Below are 23,539 nucleotides of genomic sequence, written 5' to 3' on the forward strand. Positions count from 1 at the left end.
CTTTATGTATAATTTTTTTTCCAAAAACGTGGCCAAACTACCCGTGGCCAATTTTTTTGGCCACACTATACTTGGCCACAAAAAAATTTGGTATAAAACTTGCGATGGCAATTTTATGAGTGCGGAAAAATATATAAGCAACCTATTAGGCATCTCTCAGAGGATCCTGGCTTTACTGCTCAACGTGAAGCGGAGCCGATTATCCATGTACGAATTGGGTGAACGCCGTTTACCCGCCGTGGCTATGGAAAAAATGGCAGAATTCGTAGCAGTAGTCCGAAGCAACGAGTATACCACCATAGCACAGTCACTTACTCCCGAAGAAATGACGGAGTACCAAGTCAAACTGCAAAAATTGCTAAAGGAAAACGACTTCCAACAACAGGTGCTATCGCGTAAAATAGCTGCTTTAGAAAAAAAGTGTCTCAACCGCGCCAAGATGCTACAATTACTCCCTTATTTAGAAGCCAAAGGAAATATAGCAACAGAACAGGAAATCCTTGGGATGAAGTTATTGCGAGGGGCTTCTAACTCCAGTAAAAAATATGTTTTCGAGATGTTGGAGCATCAAAACCAACTGAAATTCCTCCAAGCGCAAGCGCAAGTGTTGCGTAAGGAATTAGGGGAGAAGTATTAGGGATTAATGGTTACTTCCCAATACAGAAATTCGCAAAAATATTACCCAGAAGCTCGTCATTAGTTACTTCTCCGGTAATTTCACCAAAGTAGTACAAAGCTTGTTTGATATCAATTGCCATCAGGTCTGAAGGCAAACCCGACTGTAATCCGAACGACACTTTCTGAATTTCTTCCAGCGCTTTGAGTAGGGAATCGTAATGACGCGTGTTGGTAACAATGGTTTCATTATTGCGCAGCGCTCCGGTGTTGACAAACGATAAGAGTTGGTTTTTTAAATCCTCAATGCCGTTTTTTTCTTTAGCAGAAAGCAATAAAATATTGGGGATTTGAGATTTCAGATTTGAGATTTGAGCTTCCGATATAGTATCTGCTTTGTTTCCGATAACCACAAGTGCTTTTAACGGAAATTGGTTTTTAATTTTTTCGAGCTCGACTTGTACTTCCTGCAGATTTTTGTTGTCTAATGTTAATTGCGAACTGTCAATCAGGTATATAATAACCTGAGCCTGCTCAATTTTTTCAAAAGTCTTTTTGATGCCAATGCTTTCCACCACATCTTTGGTTTCCCGAATTCCGGCCGTATCGATAAATCGGAAGCCAATACCTTCTATGACCAATTCGTCTTCAATCGTATCTCGGGTAGTGCCGGCAATATCCGAAACAATCGCGCGTTCTTCATTCAGTAAAGCATTCAATAACGTTGATTTTCCCACATTAGGTTCCCCTACAATCGCAACCGGAATACCGTTTTTGATGACATTCCCCACCGCAAAAGAATCGATTAAGCGTTTTAAGACAAAGGTGATTCGGGTAAGTAATTCATTAAATTGAGTTCGGTCAGCAAATTCAACATCTTCTTCAGCAAAATCCAATTCTAGTTCTATAAGCGAAGCAAAATTCAAAAGTTCTTCCCGTAGCTTGGCAATCTCATTCGAAAATCCACCACGCATTTGCTGCATCGCAATCTGATGACTGGCTTCGTTGTCCGACGAAATCAAATCGGCCACGGCTTCGGCCTGCGACAAGTCGAGCTTGCCATTCAAAAAAGCACGAAGCGTAAATTCGCCCGCTTGCGCCATTCGGCAACCTCTTCGCAACAGTAACTGAATGATTTGTTGTTGAATATACGTAGAACCATGACAGGAAATCTCCACCACATCTTCACCAGTATAGGAATTCGGATTTTTGAATATCGAAAGCAGTACTTGGTCTAATACCTTGGTATCATCTACAATATGACCAAGATGTATCGTATGCGTTTTTTGCTTGGAGAGGATTTTTCCTGAAACCGATTGGAATACTTGCCCGGAAATGGTCAGTGCTTCTTTCCCCGAAAGGCGAATAACAGCGATGGCTCCAGCACCAGAAGGAGAAGCTAAGGCAACAATAGTTTCTTGGGAAATCATTTCTATCTTTTTAACAACGTTGTATTCAAAATTGGGTTTCGGAAGGCAAAGGTACTAAAACAAAACATGCGATGTTTATATCATTTTTATCAACTTTTACAAATACAAACGAATTCGTTAATAGCCTCCTAATTAACATTTTATTTTAAACGTTGGAGCGTAATTTTAGCATTAAAATTAATAAATATTACTATTATGAAAAGGATTCTGCTGCCATTGGATTTTACCGAAACTTCTGAAAATGCGTTGGTATATGCGCTTGAAATGGCTAAAGTGTACCACGCCAAAATAGTGTTGTTGCATACGTATGAGTTGCCGATAGTGGATAGTCAGTTACTACCGATTAATTTTATAGAGGTTTATGAAAGTTTGGAAGCGACGAATTCCGATAATTTTGCGCAAGCCTTAGAAAAAATGAAGGACATTGCCAAAGCGAATAATGCCGAAGTGATTCCGCTAGACCATATCATGATGACCGGAGAATTACTAGATTGTATTAAAGAGGTCGTCCATCTCCAGGATATTGATTTTGTAGTTATGGGAACGACAGGCTCTTCAGATTGGTTGGATTCCTTTATCGGAACCAATGCTGACGATGTTCTTGCGGAGGTTAGCGTTCCCGTTTTAATGATTGCGCACGACACCAAATTTCACAAAATAGAAACCATCGGCTTTTGTACGCGTTACCGACAAGATGAGATTCAGGCATTGAAGGATGTTCTGCGAATTGCCCGCAAGCTCGAGGCTAAAGTAAAATGTTTGTATGTTAATACGCCCGATTATGCCTTTATTGCGGAGGAGATTGCATATTGGGAATCTTCTTTTGAGGGCGAAGAAGCGTTGGAATTTTTTATTAAGTCCAGCGAAGATGTTGCCGCAGCGATAGAACAGTTTACCGAAAGTCATGCTATCGATTTACTGGCAATGGTAACGCACAAACAAAACTTTTTTACACGTTTGTTTACGACATCGACCACTCAAAAAATGGCGCAGCATTCTAAAACGCCTATTTTGGCATTACGCGAATAAAAAAAGTCCCTCGTTTTAGCGAGGGACTTTTCGTATTCCTACTACTTTAATCCTTATTTTTTTACAATATCAGCTGGGTTTACCGCTACCTGAACTCCAGGAAGTTTGATTGGAGCTCCCAATTGCGCTAAGAAACTACCTTGAACTTCTCCTGTTTTATAGGTAGTGAATCCGATTCTGTACAATCCCATTACTAAAGATTTTGTTGGGTTTGAGGTATCGCTCGTGATTCTCATCAAAGAGTTGTATTTGCTTCCAGAAGGTTGAGCCGGCATTTCGCCTGAGTCATCATTGCTTTCAATTTTAGTCCATGAAGCAGATTTTGCTTTAGCCGCTACATCTTCAATTTTGAAAATTCCGTCCGCTCTTTCAAAAGTGATCCACGTATCAAAGAAGCTTTTCGTATCTGCTGCATTAGCAGTATAATCAGCCGATTGGTAATCTTTCTCGTTTGGTTTAACGCTATCAGGAACCGGAGAAATCATTCTGATTCCAATTTCCGGAGCCGCTACCGGAATCCATACGTATAAGTAATACATTTTCTTTCCGCCTTTTACTTCATCTGGCTTAGCACCTGGCTTGATAAAACCGAAGTAGCTGGTTAAATCCGTATAAGGAGCTCTGATTTCTTTTCCCATTACTGATTTCTTAGCTAAATCAGCACCAAATTTGTCTAATTTCTGCGCTGTAGCAGACATTCCGAGTGCAAGGCATACAATACCTGCAAGTAGATTTTTTTTCATGTTTTAATTCGTTTTTTATTGTTAGGTTTTCAAATATATTAAAAATTAAAGTCTGCCATTTAACATTAAAGTTATTTTTTTAACATTCTTTAGGATTAAGTCCATTAGGCTTTAATTAAAAAAATAAATAAACAGGCGATCATTACGAAAGAACTAATGCTCACATAAAAATAGCTTTTCCTTTTTTGTTGAATCAACAAGAACGCCGAAAAGGTAAATAGCATAAAGCAAATCAGCGTTATCAAGTTGGGTTTCCCTTTATACAATGGTTTAAAAAAAAACGGCAGTGCGTCGATAGTCTCTTGTTGGAATCCATACTTGTACAAATGAAGGAATTCATCAAAGGAGCAGATGAAGGCCCAATGGGTTACAATTAAAACTGCAAGTGTAAAACTAGCCATGCCAAAGGTAAGAGGATACTGTTGCTTCATGCTGATTTCTTAAACAGCAACAAAGGAATACAATATTTATAAAAATGAGGGATGAAATGAATAAGCGTCAGGATTTGAAGGATATTCGTTGGCGTCTGATTATTAAGTGTTTTTTTAAAAAGTAAAAAACCGCAATTTCTTTCGAAATTACGGTTTCTCGGTATAAAGGTTAGTTTATATTTAGTTGTTAAGCATGACCGGCATTACCAGCATCGTAACGGTTTCGCCTTCATCTAGTCCGTCAATTGGAGTAAGGATTCCGGCACGGTTGGGCATCGACATTTCCAACATGATTTCATCCGAAGTCAAATTGGTCAGCATTTCTGATAAGAAACGCGAGTTGAAGCCAATCTGCATATCATCGCCTTGATAATCACAAGTTAGACGCTCTTCGGCTTTGTTCGAGTAATCAATATCTTCAGCAGAAATATTCAATTCGGCTCCCGCTATTTTCAAACGAATCTGATGCGTAGTTTTATTAGAGAAAATCGCAACACGACGCACCGAGTTCAATAGTAACACACGGTTAATCATCAATTTGTTCGGATTTTCTTTTGGGATAACCGCTTCATAGTTCGGATATTTTCCGTCTATCAATCGGCAAGTTAAAATGTAACTGTCAAAAGAGAAGGTCGCATTCGAATCATTATATTCAATAGTCACCTCTGAATCAGAAGTTCCTAAAATACTTTTTAAAATGTTTAAAGGTTTTTTGGGCATAATAAAATCAGCCACTTGCGAAGCTTTTACATCTGCACGAGCATATTTTACCAACTTATGAGCATCAGTAGCTACAAAGATTAAACCTTCTGGAGAAAATTGGAAAAACACACCACTCATAACAGGACGTAAATCGTCGTTACCGGCAGCAAAAATAGTTTTGCTAATAGCAGTTGCCAATACTTCTGAAGGCACTACCGTTGAGGATGGATTGTCTAAGTTAACCGACTTTGGAAATTCTTCTCCCGGAGCGTAGGCAATAGCATATTTTCCGGAGTTCGAGCTGATTTCAATAGTACTGTTTTCTTCTACAGTGAAGGTTAACGGTTGTTCCGGAAAGGTTTTCAAGATGTCCAACAACAACTTTGCCGGAACAGCAACACTTCCTTTACTAGTGGAATCAATTTCTAAAGTAGCCGACATAGTCGTTTCTAAATCGGAAGCCGAAACCGTTAAATTTTTGTGGTCTAACTCAAAAAGGAAGTTGTCTAAAATAGGTAACGTATTACTGCTATTGATAACACTACCCAATACTTGTAGTTGTTTTAATAAGTAAGAACTCGATACTATAAATTTCATTCGAATTTTTTATTTGTTTTTAATGGGAAAATGAAATATCCTCGACATTTCATTATTATTTATTTTTACAAATATATCGTAAACAAAGGGATTTCAAAAAGTTTTTTATTAACACTTATTTACTGTATTTGCGCTTGCGTAAGAACGTGAATACAATACCAAATACCAATAGGATAGCTATAGGAACTGCGACCGTTATAACTTGGGATTGGGTATAATTGGCATAGACTTTTTCCTTATCCAAAATAGGCAAATCTACTTCTTTGCTTCTAATGTTAATAAGTCCGTTATCGTCTAATAAATAATTGACGCAATTCATCATAAACTCTTTGTTGGCGTACAAATTATTCGTCCATTTGTCATAACCTAGTTCCAACGGCTGGAAGTTTTTGTCCAATTGATTTTTGATGACATCACCATCGGATATCACAATCATTTTACTTGCTTTTCCGGTGTTTTTAAAAGTACCATCCTGAAACGGTAAAACTCGGTTTTCGTACACCGAATGGAATTGTCCCTCTAATAAAACAGCCACAGGATAATTGCCTCTTCCGGCAAAATCTTTTTGCTCGGGACGTTCCGAAACTATTTTTAAGCTGACTTCAGCGGGTGTTCCTACTAGTCTTGAATATTGTGAAGATTGTAATAAAACGGTTTTTTGGATATCATTTTTCAAAGGTTCAATCGGACTGGCGAATTGAAACTTAATACCATCCAAATTGCTTACAATTGGGTTTTTAGAAGTTGGATAAATCATCGGCGCATAAAACCACGGATATTGCGTGTATTGCGTCGAGCTTCCTTGGTCACCTGTTGCTAAAGCGATGGGCGTATTTTGTAAATCGAAAATCAAATCGGGCTTGATGCGGATGCCGTATTTGAAGAACATATCGTTCAGGTTCAAATCTCTAGGAAAAGCTAAATTGGTTCCCCCTTCATTGTACAAACTATCCATCTCCATATTCACCTGATCGACAAGCCAGATGGCTTTCCCGCCATGGATTAAGAATTGGTCTAAGACTTGTTTTTCTTCATCTGAAAACGCTTCCGTAGGTTTGGCAATTATGGCTAAATCGTATTTTTTTAAGTATTTTAAACTCTCTGCCGGACTTTTAGCCACAGAATCTAAAGTAAACGGCCCAATGTAATAATTGTCTTTAACTGATTTTACAAAATCAGCAATCAAAATATCATGAAGTTCTCCGTTGCCTTGTATTACAGCTACTTTTTTCTGTTTGGTTTTGGCTACCACATTGATGGCATTGACAAAAGCATATTCCAGATGTTGTACCGAACTTACGACTTTTTCCGCCGTAGAAGCACCCATCATATTTTTTAACAACGGTACTTTTACCGAGCGATTGCCGCACGTAGTTACAGCCCAAGGGAAGACAACTTCCTGAGTTTGCTGCCCTTTGTCGTTTACCGTAACATTTACCGGTGTCAGACCACGCTCTAAAAACGATTGTATGGTTTTTTCTTTGTCGTCTTCATTTTCTAAGGGATTGACAAATTGGAAGATGATATTCGAGTTCTCTGCCTTGAATTCTTCTAATAATTGCTGTGTTTCGGTTTGTAGTTTTTTAAATTCGCCTGGGAAATTACCTTCCAGAAAGACATCAATATATAAAGGTTCTTTGACTTCGGCTACAATCTTTAACGAAGTTTCCGAAAGGGTATATCTGTTATCAGCCGTAAGGTCAAAACGTTTGAACACAAAGTGACCTGCTACGTTCACAATCACAAGGATTCCGATAGTAATCAGGATTTTTTTGAAGTTGTTTTTCATAGCGCTCATTACGATTTTAAGGATTTAAGTTTAAAAACGGTGAACGACAAGAACAAAAAGGCAACACTTATAAAGTAAAGTATATCTCTGGTATCCAAAACACCACGGGACATGCTTTTAAAGTGATAGTCCATTCCGATTCGGGAAACGGCATCCTGAAAACCGGTGGCATAACTGGAAACACCTTCAAATCCAAAATAAAAAACAAAACATAAAAACACCGAAAGTAAAAAAGCGACAATCTGATTTTCAGATAGGGTAGAAGTAAATATGCCGATAGCGGTATACGCAGCAACCAAAAAAAGCAACCCAAAATAAGAGCCCATTGTTCTGCCCATATCGATATTGCCTTCCTGCAATCCTAAGCTGGAAATGACATAGACATAAACCAAAGTGGGAAGTAGTGCAATCACAATCAGTAAAAACGAACCTAAAAACTTCCCGTTGACAATTTGCCAAATCGACAAGGGTTTAGTTAATAACAATTCAATGGTACCTTGTTTTTTCTCATCCGAAAAACTACGCATGGTTACGGCCGGAATCAGGAAAATAAAAATCCACGGTGCCAATGTGAAAAACGGACTCAAATCAGCAAACCCGCTTTGTAATATATTGTATTCGCCATCAAAAACCCAAAGGAACAAGCCGTTGAGCAATAAGAACAACCCAATCACAAGGTATCCGATCGGAGAACCAAAGAAGGATTTTATTTCGCGAAACGCAATTGATTTCATTAATTCTTTTTTATAATTAGTATGTCTTGATGTTCATTCAGGTCGCTTGGAGCTATTCCGGACCAGCTTCCTCTAAAAAAATGAGTCACTTCAAAACCATTTTCAGCCAGCAAATTTAAAACATAACTCTTTTGATAGGCAACATTTGCCTCTTTAACTGATTTATCCATCAAAGAATAGTCTCCCATCGGATAAGGAAAGCTTTTGTCTCCGCGCTCTTTCATCATGCCTTCGCTTTCATCATCTAAAAGAAAAAACGTCGCTAAACACTTTTTTCCGGGTTGTAAAACCCTCTGAATTTCTCTAACGTAATTTTCCAAATCGGCAGGCATCATGTGCGTGAACACCGAGGTCAAAAACACAAAATCAAAACGTTCATTCTCATAAGGGAATCTCAATTCTGAAGCAACGTTATCGGTACTTAAATTGTATAAATCATTCTTTAGCGGAATCAGTTTGAAGGTGAAATTCGGAAAGCGTTTGGAAATGTTGTTTTGGCACCAATCTACGCCTTTTTTTACAATGTCAAAGCCTTCATAACGCCCTTTTTCCGAAAGAAAGGTAGTAAAGGGTACCGCCATTCTCCCAATTCCGGAGCCAATGTCCAGCACAGCACTTTCCGGTGTTAGGGCACCATATTTCTTGAAATAAGTAAAAAATTGCGCTCCAATTTCAATATAATTTCCCGAACCGGTAAAAATCATCCCTTTGGGAGGCATCATCGCATTCCTTTTTCGAAATACATCTTCGGGTAAATAAAGTATCCGTCTGATGGTGTAGCGAACAGAGACAGGCAGCACATAAAAAGTCTTTCGAAGGATGGGATGCATTGTTTATGGTAAAGAGATTAATTTATCTACACTCCAAGCTTCTGGTTTACCGTTGAATAGTTTTTTGGTAAAGTTCCAAACGTCATCAAACAATGCTGATTTTCGGTAATTTTCCAAATCGGCTTCGGTTTCCCAAAAGCTATAAGTAAAAAAGATTTCTGGATTGTTTTTATCCTGATATAATTCTAGATAACGGTTTCCGGGCGCATTTCGTATTTTTTCTTTAATTAAATCGAAATTTTCCAGAAAGGCCGGAATATTTTCCTCGTGAAAACTCATTTTAACTATTCTAACAAACATAATCTTTTCTCTAAATTTCTTTTTCTTGCCTCTTGCTTCTTGCTTCTTGTCTCTTGCTTCTTGTCTCTAATTCTTAAACTCTATAGTCACCAAATCCCGGTAATTTAATCCCAGTAGACTGGTAGCAGAGCCTACACTATCAGGATTACTTCGGAAAAGCGCAATTTCTAAAAAACCGGCCTCGTTGAATATCGCCAGCTTTTCACCTTCATAATATTTTAGAGGATATTTATCAGAAACCGCCACATCAGAGTATTTCGATAAAATGGTTTTGATGGTTTGATTCTTAAACTGAATGGTGTAGGAACGCGCTTTACCGGTTTCTAAAAACATCTTTTTAGAAATATTGGTCACGGCATTTCCAAAATGATCACTATAAATAACATAGCCTTTAATCTGATTGTCCTGAACCGTTGCTTGTAATTCGGTTATCTCTTTTATGGCTTTTAGTTCTTTCCCGATAACGTTCGGCAAACCACCTTTCGCCAGATGACAGGCTACTTTTACGAACACATCCAAATCGGTAGCATCATTAGGCAAACGGTCGTGTATATTGATGGTAACTAATTTCTGCGGAACAATCTTTTGTATCAAGATACTCAGAATGCCGTTATCGGCACACACAAAATACTGGTCGTTCCATTGCATAGCGATATGTTGGTTCTCGGCGCTTAGTTCGATGTCAACACCTATAAGATGCACGGTTCCTTTGGGAAAACTGCTGTAAGCCGCTCCGATAATATAGGCAGCTTCGGCTACATTAAAAGCATCAATGTTATGAGAAATATCGATGATAAGCGCTTCCGGGAACTCGGATAATAATTTACCTTTCAAAGCACCCACAAAGTGGTCTTTTACTCCATAATCAGTCGTTAAGGTAATTATTGACATAAATTGTTTATAACTTGGTAGAAATAGGTTTCAAAAATAGTAAAAGCTATTCTTTTAATTGATTAAATTTGGATACAAAGCTAACAATATATAGCGAATTATTTTAATTTAATACTACTGCTTTTGAACGAACGTATCATTGAATTACACGACATCGCACCCAAAGAATTTTGGGGCGCTCAAGACACTCACCTTGAAACTATTAAAAGGTATTATCCTAAACTCAAAATTGTCGCTCGAGGTACAACTCTCAAGGCATTTGGCGAAAAAGAAGAGCTCGATGAGTTCGAAAATCGCTTCAACCGACTGATGTTGCATTTTACTCGCTATAACAATATTGATGATAACGTAATTGACCGAGTCATACACAGCAATTCCCACGAAGAGCAACGCATGCCCGACAGTGATAAAATATTGGTTCACGGAATAGGAGGAAAGCTGATTAAAGCCATGACGCCCAACCAACAAAAGCTGGTGGAATATGTTGCCAAAAACGATATGGTTTTTGCTGTTGGTCCGGCTGGAACTGGTAAAACATACACAGGTGTCGCCTTGGCCGTTAAAGCATTGAAAGAAAAACAAGTAAAGCGAATTATCTTGACGCGTCCCGCTGTAGAAGCCGGAGAAAATCTTGGTTTCTTGCCTGGAGATATGAAGGAAAAACTAGATCCGTACATGCAACCATTATACGATGCGTTACGCGATATGTTACCGCCACAAACTTTGGAAGATTATTTGCTGAAAGGGATTATACAAATTGCACCTTTAGCCTTTATGCGGGGACGAACGCTGGATAATGCTTTTGTAATTTTAGATGAGGCTCAGAATACAACGCATTCGCAAATGAAAATGTTCCTGACGCGTATGGGAAAAAATGCCAAGTTCATTATTACCGGTGATCCGGGGCAGGTTGACTTGCCACGCCGAACCATATCGGGTCTGAAAGAGGCGATTCTCGTCTTGAAAGATGTTGAAGGTATCGGAATCATTTATCTAGACGACAAAGACATCGTGCGTCACCGATTAGTGAAAAAAGTGATTGATGCCTATAAAAGCATTGAGAACAACGATTACTAAAAATATATTAGTTAAACATGTTAAACCTGTCAGGTCTCAAGACCTGACAGGTTTTTCAATTATATTTGCAAACCAACTAAAAAAACAACATCAAGTGAGACTTAAATTCCTTTCCCTAATTCTTATTTTTTCTACAGTATCACTAAACGCACAATCTTTACAATTGGAAGAAATCATGAAAGGCGATGCCTTTATTGGTCCACAACCCGAAAATCCACGTTGGTCTTTAGACGGTCAGAAAATGTATTTCGATTGGAATCCTAAAAGCGAACCGGGTTCCAGTACTTATTATTGGAAAAAAGGAATGAAAAATCCTGAGAAGGTAGAGGCTATGGAAGCAAGACTTTCCAATAAGATTTATATTTCAAATGCTGATAAATCGGTCTATTATTATATAGATTCAGGTGCTTTGTATGCTTATGATGCCCTAACAGCCAAAAGAACCAAACTTTTCCAACAAAGTTCCCCAATAAGTAATCTGCAGGTAGGTTTAGAAAAAGGAACCGTATTTTTTGAACAAAATAATAACCTCTTTAAATTGAATACTAATGAAGGAAGTGTCGTGCAGCTTACCCATTTTAAAAAAGGAAAAGCCCCTGAAAATACCGAAGAAGCTGACACGTTTTTAGACCGACAGCAAAAAGAATTGTTTCAGTTCATCAGAGATAAGGAGGCCAAAAAGAAATGGTTTGAAACCCAATCCAAGTCCATCAAAACGGATTTTCCAAAAGCAGTCTATTCAGACAAAGCCAATTTTATCAATCTTTCCGCACATCCAAAAGGTAATTATGTGGCCTTTTCATTATACGAAGCACCTGAAGTAAAAGCGGATGTTATGGCAACTTTTATAACGGCTGACGGTTATAATAAATCGGGTGAAATTCGACCAAAGGTTTCAGTAAAGAATGTATTCAAATTCAAACTCGGAATCTACAACACGCAGAAAGATACCGCTTATTATGTCGATTTTACAAAACTAAGCCACATCAAAGACCAACCCAAATATTTCGAATTATATCCAGAGCAGAGCAAAAAAGAACCCACAGAAAGAAGTGTTTTTGTGTATCCGATTATCTACACTCAAGACGGAAAATATGCAGTGGCCGATATCAGAAGTCAGGATAATAAAGACCGCTGGATTATTCAACTGAACCTCGAAAACGGATCGTTCTCCGAAATAGAACACCAACACGACGATGCTTGGATTGGCGGACCAGGAATCCCGACATACGCTTTCGAAGCCAAAGTACTCGGATTTTTAGCAGACAATCAAACGGTGTATTTTCAGTCAGAAGCTACGGGGTACTCGCATTTGTATACGTATAATTTGGAAACCAAAGTGCGCAAGCAACTTACCTCAGGAAATTGGGAAGTGCGAGATCTCACTATTTCAAAAGATAAAAAAGCGTTTTATCTCACCACAAACACCAATCATCCGGGTAATTTTGAATACTATAAAATAGCAGCATCCGGCGGAAAAATGGAACCCATTTTAGTCAAAGAGGGTGCGCATGAAGTGAAAATTGCCCCAGATGAAAAAACACTTTTAGTGCGCTACTCCTATAAAAATAAACCATGGGAATTGTATTGGGCTGACAACAAAAGCAACGCAGCACTAAATCAAATAACCTATTCGCAATCAGAAGCCTTTAAAAAATACCTTTGGCGTGCGCCTGAAGTAATTACTTTCAAAGCCCGCGATAATGCCAATGTCAATGCTCGTATTTATACTCCAGAAAACAATAAGAAAAATGGAGCGGCAGTCATCTTTGTTCATGGTGCAGGCTATTTGCAAAATGCCCATAACTATTGGAGTGATTATTTGAGAGAATATATGTTTCACAATCTTTTAACGGATTTGGGCTACACGGTTTTAGATATTGACTACCGCGCCAGTAAAGGTTACGGAAGCGCACATCGCACCGGAATATACCGATTCATGGGAGGCAAAGATTTATCGGATCAGCTTGATGGAAAAAAAGTTTTGGTAGATAAATATGGAGTCGATCCCAATAGGGTAGGTATCTATGGAGGTTCTTACGGCGGATTTATTACGCTGATGGCATTAATGACTACACCTAATGAATTTAAGGTGGGTTGCGCCATACGTTCGGTTACGGATTGGGCGAGCTACAACCATGATTATACAGCCAATATTCTAAACTATCCTGAAACGGATCCGGCAGCGTTCCAAAAATCATCTCCAATTTATTATGCCGATCAATTACAAGGACATTTGTTGATGTTGCACGGAATGGTAGACGATAATGTTGAGTACAAAGATGTCATTCGTCTGTCCCAACGTTTTATTGAATTGGGAAAGAAAAACTGGAGCTTGGCATCCTATCCCGTAGAGGCACACGGATTCAAAGAAACTTATTCATGGGTTGATGAATACGGCAGAATTTTAGACTATTTCAATACCTATTTGTTAGACAAATAATATTTTAATAAGTACATTTGCACCCACAATCTACCTGTCTGCAGACAGGCAACACAACACACAATGAATACTATAACTACAACTAATTTCGAGTTTCCCGGACAAAAATCGGTTTATCGTGGTAAAGTCCGCGAAGTTTACAACATCAACGACGAAATATTGGTAATGATTGCTACTGATAGGCTGTCGGCCTTTGATGTAGTGTTGCCTAAAGGAATTCCGTATAAAGGTCAAATTCTAAATCAGATTGCAACCAAATTTATGCATTTGACTAAAGATATTGTCCCGAATTGGCTTCTGGCAACTCCCGATCCCAACGTAGCTATAGGACATCTTTGCGAACCTTTTAAAGTAGAGATGGTAATTCGAGGTTATCTCTCCGGTCATGCGGCACGCGAATATGCTCTTGGCAAAAGAACAATATGCGGTGTAACTATGGCAGAAGGTTTAAAAGAGAATGACAAATTTCCAATGCCAATTATTACTCCAACCACTAAAGCCGATAATGGTTCACACGACGAAGACATATCACGCGAGGCTATATTGGCCAACAAAATTGTTTCTGAAGAGGATTACTTGGTTTTAGAAGAATATACTAGAGCATTATACCAACGCGGTACCGAAATTGCTGCCGAAAGAGGTCTGATTTTAGTGGATACCAAATACGAGTTCGGAAAAACTAAAGACGGAACGATTGTTTTAATTGATGAAATTCACACGCCGGACTCTTCCCGTTATTTTTATGCTGATGGATATCAGCATAAACAAAATGCAGGAGAAGAGCAAAAGCAGTTATCCAAAGAATTTGTACGTCGTTGGCTTATAGAAAATAATTTTCAAGGAAAAGAAGGACAGCAAATTCCAAACATGACTGATGAATACATCGAAACGGTTTCGGAACGCTACATCGAATTGTATGAGAACATTCTTGGAGAAAAATTCATTAAGGCTGATATAGCTAACATTAACGAGCGCATAAAAAAAAATGTAGAGCATTATCTTAACCAATAAGATAACAATCATATAAAGATTCCTAAACCATGCTTTCGCATGGTTTTTTTGTTCTTTGTGGTGTTGTAAAGTCTTCTAATAAGGGTGCTTGTTAAAAATATGTTATAATAAAAATTCATTGTAACGAATCAGTCTCTAAGTAGTCTTACCAATAATCATTAACAATTTTAAATCATCATCATTAAATCATTCATCATGAAAAAAACAATCATTATTCTAGGTTTGGCTCTTGTAGCTTTTTCAAATGTAGCGGTAGCTACTAACACTTCAACTTTTACAACTTCAACAGCAATTGTAAAGTATGGTAACTCTCCCTTATGTAATGCTATTCTCAAAGGAGACTTGGCAACAGTAAAAAAATTCGTTGAGTATGGCGCAGACGTCAATGAAATGTCTAATGGTTTAACACCCCTTATGTTTGCAGCACGCTATAACAAAATAGAGATACTTAAATATCTTATGGAAAAAGGAGCTGATAAACAAATCAAAGATGAAAGAGGAAACACTGCAATCAAGTATGCAGAAAACTCGAAATCAGTGGAAGCTATAGAAATTTTGAAACAAGCTTAAAACTAAGAAGAAAAGCACCGTTTATAATCATAAACGGTGCTTTTTTATTTCCAGACACCAGCAAATTCAATCAAAAAGTTAAAAATATGTTAAATTTAAGTACTATGTAAAACAAGATACCTGTTTTTAGCCATATATTTGCATAGGATATTAATCGCAAACATAAAATCATCAACATTAAAAAATCAATCATCATGAAATCAACAATTCAAGAACACCAAAAAAACAATCTAGTAAAGAGTAGTAAAAATGCAATCCTCTTTTTAGGAGTACTAGCTTTAAGTTTTACCAATGGTAAAGCAGCTAATGAATGTAAATCTCAGGATTTAGAACAACCGGAATTCGCTACAATACGAGTAGCGGTTAATCAAGAAAATCAATTGATTTTTGTAAATCAAAGCAATACACTAGAAAACACAGAAAATGACACTGCTGTTTTTGACCCAGCTTCAGTTGTCAAAACAACTTATGTAAAGTCTATTGAAGACGTAATTGCTGAAAATAAATTAATTACGGAAAGCCAAACTGAGGAAGAGCAACCGATTCTTATTGATTTTACATTGGAAGACAAAATACAAGAGGATAATCAGATTATTGAAAGTGAAGTCACAAACGAAGTTTTTCCTTTAGATTTCGAAAAAATAAACCATTCAGTGAAAAGAACTGCAGAAAAAAGCAGTGCAATACTATCTCAAGATTTAAAATTATAAGTTTAGGTTGATTGCTTTCGCAGCCATGCGAAAGTTAAAAAAGCCTCCAGATTCATCGGGAGGCTTTTTGTTATTTGTATTCAATTGAAAACATAAAGTTTCTTTTGGTAATGTGTTGCAGTCTATTTGAAATAAGAAAAACTATCGTTGTTCTCTATTTTAAGCAGACTTTCATAAATCAACTTAATAACATTTTCTACATCTTCCCGATGAACCATTTCCACTGTAGTGTGCATATAACGTAAAGGTAACGAAATTAATGCTGAGGCCACACCTCCGTTACTGTAAGCAAAAGCATCCGTATCGGTTCCTGTTGCTCTGGAAGTGGCGTGTCTTTGAAACGGAATTTTATGAGCTTCGGCAGTATCCACAATCAAATCTCTTAAAGTATTATGAACCGCAGGCGCATAAGCAATGACCGGACCTTTTCCCATTTGCAAGTCGCCCTCAATTTTCTTCTCGATCATCGGAGTAGTTGTATCATGACAAACATCCGTTATAATCGCTACATTAGGTTTAATGGTGTTGGTAATCATTTCAGCACCTCGAAGGCCAATTTCTTCCTGAACCGAATTGGTAACATACAATCCAAATGGCAATTTCTTTTTGTTTTCTTTTAAAAGCCGGGCCACTTCTGCAATCATAAAACCTCCCATTCTATTATCAATAGCACGACATACAAACTTGTTGCCATTCAGAATCATAAATTCATCAGGATAGGTAATAACACAACCCACATGAACGCCCAATTGCTCTACTTCATCTTTAGTTGAACAACCACAATCTATAAAGATGTTGTGAAGTGTAGCCGATTCTTCCTTACCACGGTTTCGGGTATGAATGGCCGGCCAGCCAAAAACTCCTTTAACAATTCCTTTTTTAGTATGAATATTTACTCTCTTTGAGGGTGCAATCTGATGATCTGAACCACCATTGCGTATGACATAAATAAGTCCGTTATCGGTAATATAATTGACATACCACGAAATCTCATCAGAGTGTCCTTCTATAACTACTTTATAAGGAGCATCCGGGTTAATAACTCCTACAGCACTACCATAAGTATCCGTAATAAAAGTGTCAACATAAGGTTTCAGATAATCCATCCATATTTTTTGGCCGTTAGATTCATAACCGGTCGGAGAGGCATTGTTTAAATAGGTTTCTAAAAAGGAAAGCGATGATTTGGTAAGTATCGATTTTGTTGCCATAAATATTTTTTTTGCTAAAATAGAAATTTGGCATTAGAGTTGTTATGGATATTCTATATTTTTACACTAACAATACCTAACCATGAAACTGAAGAGCCAATCAAGCCTAAACGGCACTGTTACACTCCTGCGTCAAAAGCTGTTTTACTTTTCCTTAGCAATGCTGTTCTCTTTGACTTCCTATGCTCAAATTACGAATGACTCCATTGTAAGAAAGGAAATAATTACGGAAGAAGGAGATACTATTGTTCCTCTTGAAGAGGTGGTCGTTTACAGACAAAAGTTTAGCGCAGCCGAAAGAAAAGAATACCAATTACTGCAAAACAGGGTTTATAAAGTCTATCCCCTGGCAAGAGTCGCGGCAGAAAGACTAACGGTTCTCAATAAGAATATGGATAAAATGAAAACCAATCGCGAAAAAAAGAAATATTTCAAGATTGTTGAGGATTATATGGAGAATGAATTCACAGGTCAGTTAAAAAAACTCTCCAGAAAACAAGGACAAATACTCATCAAACTCATCCACCGACAAACGGGTTTCACTACATTCGAACTGATCAAAGATTACAAAAGCGGTTGGAAGGCATTCTGGTCCAACAATACAGCCAAACTCTTTGACATTAATCTCAAAACAAAATATGCTCCCTACGACGTCAACGAAGATTTCCTGATCGAAACCATACTCGATAGGGCTTTTGTCAGAGGCAGATTAGTAAATCAAAAGCCGGCGAACCCAGTCGATATAGACGAATTGTACGATTTCTGGGAAAAAAAAGCCAAAACACTTAAAAAATAAATTCCCCTCCAAAGTATTTATAAGGAGCAGCACTTTTGTTGTTTTAACACGCCTGATCCCGCTGTCCACTATATCTTTTTCTTTAAAAAAAGAAAAAGGATGCCGTTTCCATCGGGGCTATCCACCACTTTTTGTTTTATTAAGCTGATTTCATTAGTTGTTTGTCTTTCCCGCGGATGCGGGAATCCATATACAATCAAAAGTAAAAACGCCCTAACTGCTACGACTTTCTATAGAATAAGCATGTAAAACGTTCGAAGTGTGTAGTTGCTTTGTGATGTTGGTTTTGTAAAGGACAAGTTATCAAGGTCTTAAAAAAAAGACAAAAAAAGGTAAAATTTTATTTGGATTGGGAGGGATTTAGTTTTTATATTTGCACCCCGCAAGAGGGAATAAGTTCATTGATTAAGCTGAGAAAAGGGGATTTAAAAATAAATCAAAAATATTTTATAAATTTCTTGTAGGTTTAAAAAAGATGCTTACTTTTGCACCCGCTTTGAGAGACAAGCGGTATTAAAAAAAGAAGAACACGTTCATAGACATATTGAATTGACAGCCGTTTCGAAAGAGATTTCGAAACAACAAAAAGAGAGTAAGAGAATCGGAAGATTTGAAAAAGACTAGCCTTTGTCTACAATACGATGCAGATAGCGATATCAGCATAACAATATACGATGAAGAGTTTGATCCTGGCTCAGGATGAACGCTAGCGGCAGGCTTAACACATGCAAGTCGAGGGGTATAGTAGCAATACTAGAGACCGGCGCACGGGTGCGTAACGCGTATGCAACCTACCTTTTACAGGGGAATAGCCCAGAGAAATTTGGATTAATGCCCCATGGTATAATTGAATCGCATGGTTTAATTATTAAAGTTCCAACGGTAAAAGATGGGCATGCGTCCTATTAGCTAGATGGTAAGGTAACGGCTTACCATGGCTACGATAGGTAGGGGTCCTGAGAGGGAGATCCCCCACACTGGTACTGAGACACGGACCAGACTCCTACGGGAGGCAGCAGTGAGGAATATTGGACAATGGGCGCAAGCCTGATCCAGCCATGCCGCGTGCAGGAAGACGCATCTATGGTGTGTAAACTGCTTTTGTACGGGAAGAAACACTCCCTCGTGAGGGAGCTTGACGGTACCGTAAGAATAAGGATCGGCTAACTCCGTGCCAGCAGCCGCGGTAATACGGAGGATCCAAGCGTTATCCGGAATCATTGGGTTTAAAGGGTCCGTAGGCGGTTTGATAAGTCAGTGGTGAAAGCCCATCGCTCAACGATGGAACGGCCATTGATACTGTCAGACTTGAATTACTAGGAAGTAACTAGAATATGTAGTGTAGCGGTGAAATGCTTAGATATTACATGGAATACCAATTGCGAAGGCAGGTTACTACTAGTGGATTGACGCTGATGGACGAAAGCGTGGGGAGCGAACAGGATTAGATACCCTGGTAGTCCACGCCGTAAACGATGGATACTAGCTGTTCGGAGCAATCTGAGTGGCTAAGCGAAAGTGATAAGTATCCCACCTGGGGAGTACGTTCGCAAGAATGAAACTCAAAGGAATTGACGGGGGCCCGCACAAGCGGTGGAGCATGTGGTTTAATTCGATGATACGCGAGGAACCTTACCAAGGCTTAAATGTAGATTGACCGATTTGGAAACAGATCTTTCGCAAGACAATTTACAAGGTGCTGCATGGTTGTCGTCAGCTCGTGCCGTGAGGTGTCAGGTTAAGTCCTATAACGAGCGCAACCCCTGTTGTTAGTTGCCAGCGAGTCAAGTCGGGAACTCTAACAAGACTGCCAGTGTAAACTGTGAGGAAGGTGGGGATGACGTCAAATCATCACGGCCCTTACGCCTTGGGCTACACACGTGCTACAATGGACGGTACAGAGAGCAGCCACTGGGTGACCAGGAGCGAATCTACAAAACCGTTCTCAGTTCGGATCGGAGTCTGCAACTCGACTCCGTGAAGCTGGAATCGCTAGTAATCGGATATCAGCCATGATCCGGTGAATACGTTCCCGGGCCTTGTACACACCGCCCGTCAAGCCATGGAAGCTGGGGGTACCTGAAGTCGGTGACCGTAAGGAGCTGCCTAGGGTAAAACTGGTAACTGGGGCTAAGTCGTAACAAGGTAGCCGTACCGGAAGGTGCGGCTGGAACACCTCCTTTCTAGAGACGATAAAGAGGACTAGACCTTAAATTAGAAAATTCAATTACTCTCGCTGTTAGTTCAAATATTATAATAAGCAAAAAAACAGAGTCTCGTAGCTCAGCTGGTTAGAGTACTACACTGATAATGTAGGGGTCCCCAGTTCGAGTCTGGGCGGGACTACTTTGTTTGTTTATTTAAGGAAATTTTAGAAGATGAGTACGAATTACGCATAATTCAAAATTCAACATTCATAATTTAAAATTAAGAAATGGGGGATTAGCTCAGCTGGCTAGAGCGCCTGCCTTGCACGCAGGAGGTCATCGGTTCGACTCCGATATTCTCCACGATTTTAGTCATAAAGTCTAAAGTCTTAAAGTCTAAAGTAAGTTGCTTTACGACATTTGACTTTTGACATTCGACTAAATAAAGTTCATTGACATATTGAGATAAGAAAATAATAACAAAGTAGAAAGAACACGTTTAGTTGTAAACAACTAGACAAAAGTACAATAAGCAAAATAAGGGCGTATGGGGGATGCCTAGGCTCTCAGAGGCGATGAAAGGCGTGATAAGCTGCGAAAAGCTACGGGGATTGGCACACACGAATTGATCCGTAGATACCTGAATGGGGCAACCCGGCATGTTGAAGACATGTCACTCCGATAGGAGAGCAAACCCGCTGAACTGAAACATCTAAGTAGGCGGAGGAGAAGAAAACAAAAGTGATTCCGTAAGTAGTGGCGAGCGAACGCGGATTAGCCCAAACCAATGTTGTTACGGCAATATTGGGGTTGTAGGACCACGACATTTCTTGCGGATTGAATTAGAATTACCTGGAAAGGTAAGCCATAGAGGGTGATAGCCCCGTATAAGTAAGAGAAGATAAGGATAGTGGTATCCTGAGTAGGGCGGGGCACGTGAAACCCTGTCTGAATTTGGCGGGACCATCCGCTAAGGCTAAATACTCCTGAGAGACCGATAGTGAACCAGTACCGTGAGGGAAAGGTGAAAAGAACCGTGAATAACGGAGTGAAATAGATCCTGAAACCATACGCTTACAAGCGGTCGGAGCCCTTAAGTGGGGTGACGGCGTGCCTTTTGCATAATGAGCCTACGAGTTAACGTTGCTGGCAAGGTTAAGGTATTAAGTACCGGATCCGTAGCGAAAGCGAGTCTGAATAGGGCGCTTTAGTCAGTAGTGTTAGACGCGAAACCGTGTGATCTACCCATGGGCAGGATGAAGCTGTGGTAACACATAGTGGAGGTCCGAACCGGTTGACGTTGAAAAGTCTTCGGATGACCTGTGGGTAGGGGTGAAAGGCCAATCAAACTCGGAAATAGCTCGTACTCCCCGAAATGCATTTAGGTGCAGCGCTGGTTATAAGTTATATAGAGGTAGAGCTACTGATTGGATGCGGGGGCTTCACCGCCTACCAATTCCTGACAAACTCCGAATGCTATATAATGTTTACCAGCAGTGAGGGCATGGGTGCTAAGGTCCATGTCCGAGAGGGAAAGAACCCAGACCATCAGCTAAGGTCCCAAAATCTATACTAAGTTGAAAAAACGAGGTTTGTCTGCCCAGACAGCTAGGATGTTGGCTTGGAAGCAGCCATTCATTTAAAGAGTGCGTAACAGCTCACTAGTCGAGCGGACGAGCATGGATAATAATCGGGCATAAGTATAGTACCGAAGCTATGGATTTATACGTAAGTATAAGTGGTAGGGGAGCATTCTAACAGGGTTGAAGGTGTATCGTAAGGTATGCTGGACTGGTTAGAAAAGAAAATGTAGGCATAAGTAACGATAATGCGGGCGAGAAACCCGCACACCGAAAGACTAAGGTTTCCTCAGCTATGCTAATCAGCTGAGGGTTAGTCGGGTCCTAAGGCGAATCCGAAAGGAACAGTCGATGGCCAACGGGTTAATATTCCCGTACTACTGTTAATTGTGATGGGGTGACGGAGTGATGAAAGCGCCGCGAACTGACGGAATAGTTCGTTAAAGTACCTACCTATAAGAACCGCAGGCAAATCCACGGTTTTTGGGGAAATACGATAGTACACGGAGTCTTCGGACAAAGTGATAGTGCGCCTAAGGGCTTCCAAGAAAAACCTCTAAACTTAGATTAACAGTACCCGTACCGTAAACCGACACAGGTAGTCGAGGAGAGAATCCTAAGGTGCTCGAGAGATTCATGGCTAAGGAATTAGGCAAAATAGACCTGTAACTTCGGGAGAAAGGTCGCCAGCAGCAATGCTGGCCGCAGTGAAAAGGTCCAGGCGACTGTTTATCAAAAACACAGGGCTCTGCAAAATCGTAAGATGAAGTATAGGGCCTGACACCTGCCCGGTGCTGGAAGGTTAAGAGGAGATGTTATCTTCGGAGAAGCATTGAATTGAAGCCCCAGTAAACGGCGGCCGTAACTATAACGGTCCTAAGGTAGCGAAATTCCTTGTCGGGTAAGTTCCGACCTGCACGAATGGTGTAACGATCTGGACACTGTCTCAGCCATGAGCTCGGTGAAATTGTAGTATCGGTGAAGATGCCGATTACCCGCAGTGGGACGAAAAGACCCTGTGCACCTTTACTATAGCTTAGTATTGGTCTTGGATAAGTGATGTGTAGGATAGGTGGGAGACTATGAAGTGGCGTCGCTAGGCGTTGTGGAGTCATTGTTGAAATACCACCCTTTGCTTATCTGAGGTCTAACCCCGCGAATGTGGGGGACATTGCTTGGTGGGTAGTTTGACTGGGGTGGTCGCCTCCAAAAGAGTAACGGAGGCTTCTAAAGGTTCCCTCAGCACGCTTGGTAACCGTGCGTAGAGTGCAATGGCATAAGGGAGCTTGACTGAGAGACATACAGGTCGATCAGGTACGAAAGTAGAGCATAGTGATCCGGTGGTTCCGCATGGAAGGGCCATCGCTCAAAGGATAAAAGGTACGCCGGGGATAACAGGCTGATCTCCCCCAAGAGCTCATATCGACGGGGGGGTTTGGCACCTCGATGTCGGCTCGTCACATCCTGGGGCTGGAGAAGGTCCCAAGGGTTGGGCTGTTCGCCCATTAAAGTGGCACGCGAGCTGGGTTCAGAACGTCGTGAGACAGTTCGGTCTCTATCTACTGTGGGCGCAAGAAATTTGAGTGGATCTGATTCTAGTACGAGAGGACCGAATTGGACTAACCTCTGGTGTATCTGTTGTTCCGCCAGGAGCACCGCAGAGTAGCTACGTTGGGAAGGGATAAGCGCTGAAAGCATATAAGCGCGAAACCCACCACAAGATGAGATTTCTTTTAAGGGTCGTGGAAGATGACCACGTTGATAGGCTATAGATGTAAAGGCAGTAATGTCATAGTCGAGTAGTACTAATAACCCGTAAGCTTATGTACACCCGCTTCCGTCCCGCAAGGGACGGAGCACTCTTTGTTACTACTTGTAAATTATTATTTCTTTATCTCAGTAT

General features: G+C 39.8%; 17 protein-coding genes, 2 tRNA genes, 2 rRNA genes and 1 pseudogene. 13 read left to right on the forward strand and 9 right to left on the reverse strand.

The features are described 5' to 3' along the window. Positions 1-115 precede the first annotated feature (115 nt). Together ACULEU_RS04270 and ACULEU_RS04275 are read left to right on the forward strand one after the other, a co-directional pair. Positions 116-208: pseudogene (locus ACULEU_RS04270) on the forward strand (hypothetical protein); the annotation flags it as partial. A gap of 45 nt (positions 209-253) precedes the next feature. Continuing rightward, positions 254-637, forward strand: coding sequence for a hypothetical protein (locus ACULEU_RS04275; protein WP_445454886.1), 384 nt, complete (start codon positions 254-256; stop codon positions 635-637). Between the two features lie 10 nt (positions 638-647). Here ACULEU_RS04275 and mnmE read toward each other — a convergent pair whose 3' ends face one another. Next, positions 648-2,045: a tRNA uridine-5-carboxymethylaminomethyl(34) synthesis GTPase MnmE gene (gene mnmE, locus ACULEU_RS04280; RefSeq protein WP_445454218.1), complete on the reverse strand. Its 1,398-nt coding sequence runs from the start codon at positions 2,043-2,045 to the stop codon at positions 648-650. Between the two features lie 195 nt (positions 2,046-2,240). Here mnmE and ACULEU_RS04285 point away from each other — a divergent pair, with 195 nt between their 5' ends. Further along, positions 2,241-3,074 (forward strand): universal stress protein, encoded by an 834-nt coding sequence (locus ACULEU_RS04285; protein ID WP_445454219.1) that lies wholly within the window; start codon positions 2,241-2,243, stop codon positions 3,072-3,074. Between the two features lie 53 nt (positions 3,075-3,127). Here ACULEU_RS04285 and ACULEU_RS04290 read toward each other — a convergent pair whose 3' ends face one another. From ACULEU_RS04290 to ACULEU_RS04320, 7 genes are all read right to left on the reverse strand, one after another. Continuing rightward, positions 3,128-3,817 carry a LipL32 family surface lipoprotein gene (locus ACULEU_RS04290; protein WP_445454220.1) on the reverse strand — a complete coding sequence of 230 codons (690 nt, stop codon included), beginning with the start codon at positions 3,815-3,817 and terminating at the stop codon, positions 3,128-3,130. A 611-nt stretch (positions 3,818-4,428) separates the two neighbouring features. Next, complete coding sequence (gene dnaN, locus ACULEU_RS04295; RefSeq protein WP_445454221.1) at positions 4,429-5,547, reverse strand: DNA polymerase III subunit beta; 1,119 nt, start codon at positions 5,545-5,547, stop codon at positions 4,429-4,431. A 115-nt stretch (positions 5,548-5,662) separates the two neighbouring features. Continuing rightward, the gene (gene gldG, locus ACULEU_RS04300; protein ID WP_445454222.1) at positions 5,663-7,336 is read right to left on the reverse strand and encodes a gliding motility-associated ABC transporter substrate-binding protein GldG; all 1,674 of its coding nucleotides are present in this window, start codon (positions 7,334-7,336) and stop codon (positions 5,663-5,665) included. Positions 7,337-7,344: 8 nt separating this feature from the next. After that, positions 7,345-8,070 carry a gliding motility-associated ABC transporter permease subunit GldF gene (gene gldF / locus ACULEU_RS04305; RefSeq protein ID WP_445454223.1) on the reverse strand — a complete coding sequence of 242 codons (726 nt, stop codon included), beginning with the start codon at positions 8,068-8,070 and terminating at the stop codon, positions 7,345-7,347. After that, on the reverse strand, positions 8,070-8,900 hold the full coding sequence (locus tag ACULEU_RS04310; protein ID WP_445454224.1) for a class I SAM-dependent methyltransferase: 831 nt from the start codon (positions 8,898-8,900) through the stop codon (positions 8,070-8,072). The genes gldF and ACULEU_RS04310 overlap by 1 nt, the downstream gene beginning before the upstream one ends. A 3-nt stretch (positions 8,901-8,903) precedes the next feature. Continuing rightward, entirely contained in the window at positions 8,904-9,200 is a 297-nt protein-coding gene (locus ACULEU_RS04315) for a putative quinol monooxygenase (RefSeq protein WP_445454225.1), read from the reverse strand. A 66-nt stretch (positions 9,201-9,266) separates the two neighbouring features. Beyond that, positions 9,267-10,091, reverse strand: coding sequence for an SAM hydrolase/SAM-dependent halogenase family protein (locus ACULEU_RS04320; protein WP_445454226.1), 825 nt, complete (start codon positions 10,089-10,091; stop codon positions 9,267-9,269). 123 nt (positions 10,092-10,214) lie between these two features. Here ACULEU_RS04320 and ACULEU_RS04325 point away from each other — a divergent pair, with 123 nt between their 5' ends. The 5 genes from ACULEU_RS04325 to ACULEU_RS04345 all read left to right on the forward strand — a co-directional run bounded on the left by ACULEU_RS04325 (position 10,215) and on the right by ACULEU_RS04345 (position 15,902). Beyond that, positions 10,215-11,168, forward strand: a complete 954-nt coding sequence (locus ACULEU_RS04325) for a PhoH family protein (RefSeq protein ID WP_445454227.1) — start codon at positions 10,215-10,217, stop codon at positions 11,166-11,168. A 94-nt stretch (positions 11,169-11,262) separates the two neighbouring features. After that, positions 11,263-13,611 (forward strand): prolyl oligopeptidase family serine peptidase, encoded by a 2,349-nt coding sequence (locus tag ACULEU_RS04330; RefSeq protein ID WP_445454228.1) that lies wholly within the window; start codon positions 11,263-11,265, stop codon positions 13,609-13,611. Between the two features lie 63 nt (positions 13,612-13,674). Continuing rightward, a complete protein-coding gene (locus ACULEU_RS04335; RefSeq protein ID WP_445454229.1) occupies positions 13,675-14,622 on the forward strand; it encodes a phosphoribosylaminoimidazolesuccinocarboxamide synthase in 948 nt (315 codons plus the stop codon). A 195-nt stretch (positions 14,623-14,817) separates the two neighbouring features. Then, positions 14,818-15,192 (forward strand): ankyrin repeat domain-containing protein, encoded by a 375-nt coding sequence (locus ACULEU_RS04340; protein ID WP_445454230.1) that lies wholly within the window; start codon positions 14,818-14,820, stop codon positions 15,190-15,192. Positions 15,193-15,386: 194 nt separating this feature from the next. Then, on the forward strand, positions 15,387-15,902 hold the full coding sequence (locus tag ACULEU_RS04345) for a hypothetical protein (RefSeq protein ID WP_445454231.1): 516 nt from the start codon (positions 15,387-15,389) through the stop codon (positions 15,900-15,902). Between the two features lie 122 nt (positions 15,903-16,024). On the opposite strand, the gene ACULEU_RS04350 is transcribed toward ACULEU_RS04345, so the two are convergent. Continuing rightward, on the reverse strand, positions 16,025-17,113 hold the full coding sequence (locus ACULEU_RS04350) for a M42 family metallopeptidase (protein ID WP_445454232.1): 1,089 nt from the start codon (positions 17,111-17,113) through the stop codon (positions 16,025-16,027). Positions 17,114-17,195: 82 nt separating this feature from the next. On the opposite strand from ACULEU_RS04350, the gene ACULEU_RS04355 reads away from it, so the two are divergent. The 5 genes from ACULEU_RS04355 (at position 17,196) to ACULEU_RS04375 (ending at position 23,465) form a co-directional block, all read left to right on the forward strand. Continuing rightward, complete coding sequence (locus tag ACULEU_RS04355; protein WP_445454233.1) at positions 17,196-17,909, forward strand: DUF4294 domain-containing protein; 714 nt, start codon at positions 17,196-17,198, stop codon at positions 17,907-17,909. A 671-nt stretch (positions 17,910-18,580) separates the two neighbouring features. Beyond that, positions 18,581-20,092 (forward strand): 16S ribosomal RNA (locus ACULEU_RS04360). A gap of 89 nt (positions 20,093-20,181) precedes the next feature. Next, positions 20,182-20,255, forward strand: a tRNA-Ile gene (locus ACULEU_RS04365). 90 nt (positions 20,256-20,345) lie between these two features. Continuing rightward, positions 20,346-20,419, forward strand: a tRNA-Ala gene (locus ACULEU_RS04370). A 163-nt stretch (positions 20,420-20,582) separates the two neighbouring features. Beyond that, positions 20,583-23,465: ribosomal RNA gene (locus ACULEU_RS04375) — 23S ribosomal RNA — on the forward strand. Together the 16S and 23S rRNA genes with 2 tRNA genes alongside form the textbook arrangement of a ribosomal RNA operon. Positions 23,466-23,539: the final 74 nt, after the last annotated feature.

It is taken from the genome of Flavobacterium sp. 25HG05S-40, assembly GCF_052654735.1.